The sequence below is a fragment of the Prevotella sp. P5-126 genome, from assembly GCF_002251185.1.
Lineage (GTDB): Bacteria > Bacteroidota > Bacteroidia > Bacteroidales > Bacteroidaceae > Prevotella.
This window is the reverse complement of sequence record NZ_NPIZ01000002.1, coordinates 1-3,114: the sequence shown is the minus strand read 5'-3', so window position 1 is coordinate 3,114 and position 3,114 is coordinate 1. Positions and strand designations below refer to the sequence as shown.

Sequence of the window (3,114 nt, the reverse complement as noted above, 5' to 3'; positions counted from 1 at the left end):
AGAACAAACTCATACGTTTGGTCACTGCTATGGTCCGAAATCGCCAAATTTTCTCACCAGAATATAAAATATCAGCATAAATTAAAAATAATGGTCAAAATATTTGGATTTTAACATAGAAAGCGGAGTGTTTAGGTTAGAGGTTAAAGGTTAAAGGTTAAAGGTTAAAGGTTAAAGGTTAAAGGTTAAAGGTTAAAGGTTAGAGATTTTCGTTAAAGATTTTATTTCCGTCTAATATCCGTTTAAATTGGCATACGCCTTTGTTTTCTCGCCATGGCATAATTAAAGCGAGCTTTATTCTCCTCATGGCTTAACGAAAACAATCCGATGATGATTGATTTCTGGCCATAGGCCATATTTCATTAAAGATTTCCCCCAAAGATTTCTTGCCGTAGGCAACCCCAAAAACATCCGTCTAATATCCGTTTAAATTCCGATGATAAAAAATATTTCTTGCCGTAGGCAACTAAAAAAATCCACGGATTACACAGAACACACGGAAAAGATTATGTTTTGTGTTTCCTGCCAGCAAAAGAATAAATCCGTGTGAGATAAAAAAAGCAGGAACACCTTGCGAGTATTCCTGCATTTTTTCGTTCTCTTACGAGAATAAGACTTTACTTAACCTTCTCGACGATAGCCTTGAAAGCCTCAGGGTTGTTGACAGCGAGGTCAGCAAGCACCTTACGGTTGATTTCAATACCAGCCTGAGCGAGCTTGCCCATCAGAGCAGAGTAGCTCAAACCTTCGATACGGGCAGCAGCGTTGATACGCTGAATCCACAGAGCGCGGAAATTGCGTTTCTTGTTCTTACGGTCGCGGTAAGCGTAGGTAAGACCCTTTTCCCATGTGTTCTTCGCTACTGTCCAAACATTCTTGCGGGCACCAAAGTAACCGCGAGTGAGTTTCAGAATTCTTTTACGTTTTGCTCTTGAAGCAACGTGATTTACTGATCTTGGCATAGTTTTCTTCTTACTTTAATGTTTGACAATAGGTGAATTAACGGAGACACAACAGGTCACGAACCTGCTTCAAGTTGCTGTTGTCCACGATAGCCTGGTGAACCAGGTTACGCTTCTGCTTCTTAGTTTTCTTAGTCAGAATGTGACTGTGGTAAGCATGGTGTCTCTTGATCTTACCTGTACCGGTGAAACGAAATCTCTTCTTTGCGCCGGAATTTGTCTTTACTTTTGGCATTGTTTTGTTATTTAATTGTTATTTAATAATATGGTGGCAACGCATATACCGGGCGTTACGCACCTGTTTTCGTTCAGATATTGTTTTTCAACTTTTCGAGAGCGTCTGCGCTAATCTTGGCGTTTGCCAGCATACCGCTTTTCGTTTCCACGCGCTCTTTGGCCTGCTGCTGCTCTGCCTCTTTGATCTCGGCTGCAGAAGCCTCTCTGTCGCGAGCCTGTTGACTCTTCTTGGCCACACCTGCTTTCTTAGGAGCGAGATAGATAAACATCTTCTTACCTTCGAGTGAGGGCATGTGTTCTACCTTACCGTATTCCTCCAGATCGTTTGCGAAACGCAACAGGAGCACTTCTCCTTGTTCCTTAAACAGGATAGAACGTCCACGGAAGAATACGTATGCGCGTACCTTATTACCTTCTTCCAGGAATTCCTTGGCGTGCTTCAGCTTAAACTGGTAGTCGTGCTCATCGGTCTGAGGTCCGAAGCGAATCTCCTTCACTTCCACCTTCACCTGCTTGGCTTTCATTTCCTTCTGACGCTTCTTCTGCTGATAGAGGAACTTCGAATAGTCGATAATGCGACAAACGGGAGGGTTGGCATTTGGGGATATCTCAACGAGGTCAACGCCCTCTGCACGAGCCATATCCAATGCTTGACGAGTGGGAACTACTGTTGATCCGTCGTCTCCCACAATACGTACCTCACGCACACGAATCTGTTCGTTGACGCGGTACTGATTCTTCATGTTGTCATTCTTCATCGACTATATTTTCGGTGTAATTACTCAAATTGGCTGCAAAGTTACTGCTTTTATTCGGACTAACAAAACTTTTCGCATTATTTTTTCATTATTTCTCACATAATTTTATTCCCCACCCTATTTTGTCGCACAAGGAGCGTTTTAGGTTAGTGGTTAAAGGTTAAAGGTTAAAGGTTAAAGGTTAAAGATTATGTTTTGTGTTGCTTCGCAAGAAATCTTGGAGGAAATCTTCATGTAAAATCTAAGGACCTAAACGGTCCAGAAATCTATTTAATAATATTGTTATCTTCCTAAAATATTTCTTGCCGTAGGCAACATCTTAAACAAGATTTCCTCCAAAGATTTCTAGCCTTCAGGCTACCCCCAAAAAACATCCGTCTAACATCCGTTTAAATTCCGATGATGATTGATTTCTGGCCAAAGGCCATATTTTTTATTAAAGATTTCCTCCAAAGATTTACCAATGGTTTGTTTTGTCGTGACTCAGCATAGTGAAAGCGAGCTTTCACTCTGTCTTCGCTACTCCAAAACATCTTGCCGTAGGCAACTAAAATCCGCGGAATACAAATAAAATCTGTGTCATCCGTGTCCTCCGTGGATAAAGAATACAGCGCCCCCTGACAACAAGGAGCGCTGTGACGATGAAGGAATGATGGTTAAGAAGAAAACGGAAGACTAACCCTCCAGACCTCCGCCACCAGGCTGTTCTGTACCCTGGTCGCTTCCACCGGGCTTCTGCTCAGTACCCTGGTCACCGCTGCCAGGATTGGTAGTAGAACCGGTATCCTCGCCGTCCACATTAGGTGCATCGATGGAGTCAGGCAACTTGATGTTAAACTCCTTGTCCATGTACTTAAACAACACCTGGTTGACGTTAGAGAAGGCGAAGGTACGCTTCAGCTTCAGGGCATACTGGTAGATAGGAGTACCCTTGATGCCGTTCTTCTCGTTCGGGCGGTTAGCCTTAAGCCATGCGCTGCTAGCAGCCTGCTGTTTGGCGAACTTCTCGCGCTGCAGCTTCTGCTTCTCTGTAGCAGGACCCTTGTATGGGTTGGCGAGTTTGGCGAGATGGATTTTGTTACTAGACTTGTTAGTGGCGAAGTAGTCGTTAGACTTGTTACCATACTTACCACTGATACCTTTGATGATGTCGATTG

General features: G+C 43.4%; 4 protein-coding genes. All 4 read right to left on the bottom strand.

Features of this window, described 5'->3' with window-relative positions:
• Positions 1–617: 617 nt before the first annotated feature.
• Positions 618–962, bottom strand: a complete 345-nt coding sequence (gene rplT / locus CIK90_RS00485) for a 50S ribosomal protein L20 (protein ID WP_094390499.1) — start codon at positions 960–962, stop codon at positions 618–620.
• Positions 963–999: 37 nt separating this feature from the next.
• Positions 1,000–1,197, bottom strand: a complete 198-nt coding sequence (gene rpmI, locus CIK90_RS00480; protein ID WP_022159100.1) for a 50S ribosomal protein L35 — start codon at positions 1,195–1,197, stop codon at positions 1,000–1,002.
• 73 nt (positions 1,198–1,270) lie between these two features.
• Positions 1,271–1,957: a translation initiation factor IF-3 gene (infC, locus tag CIK90_RS00475; protein ID WP_094434046.1), complete on the bottom strand. Its 687-nt coding sequence runs from the start codon at positions 1,955–1,957 to the stop codon at positions 1,271–1,273.
• 675 nt (positions 1,958–2,632) lie between these two features.
• On the bottom strand, positions 2,633–3,114 hold a 482-nt coding region (locus tag CIK90_RS14025), incomplete at its 5' end, for a hypothetical protein (RefSeq protein WP_158216004.1).

Excerpts from the sequence above, each read along its gene's own strand:
- rplT (WP_094390499.1), bottom strand. The coding sequence starts at position 962 with ATGCCAAGATCAGTAAATCACGTTGCTTCAAGAGCAAAACGTAAAAGA.
- rpmI (WP_022159100.1), bottom strand. The coding sequence starts at position 1,197 with ATGCCAAAAGTAAAGACAAATTCCGGCGCAAAGAAGAGATTTCGTTTC.
- infC (WP_094434046.1), bottom strand. The coding sequence starts at position 1,957 with ATGAAGAATGACAACATGAAGAATCAGTACCGCGTCAACGAACAGATT.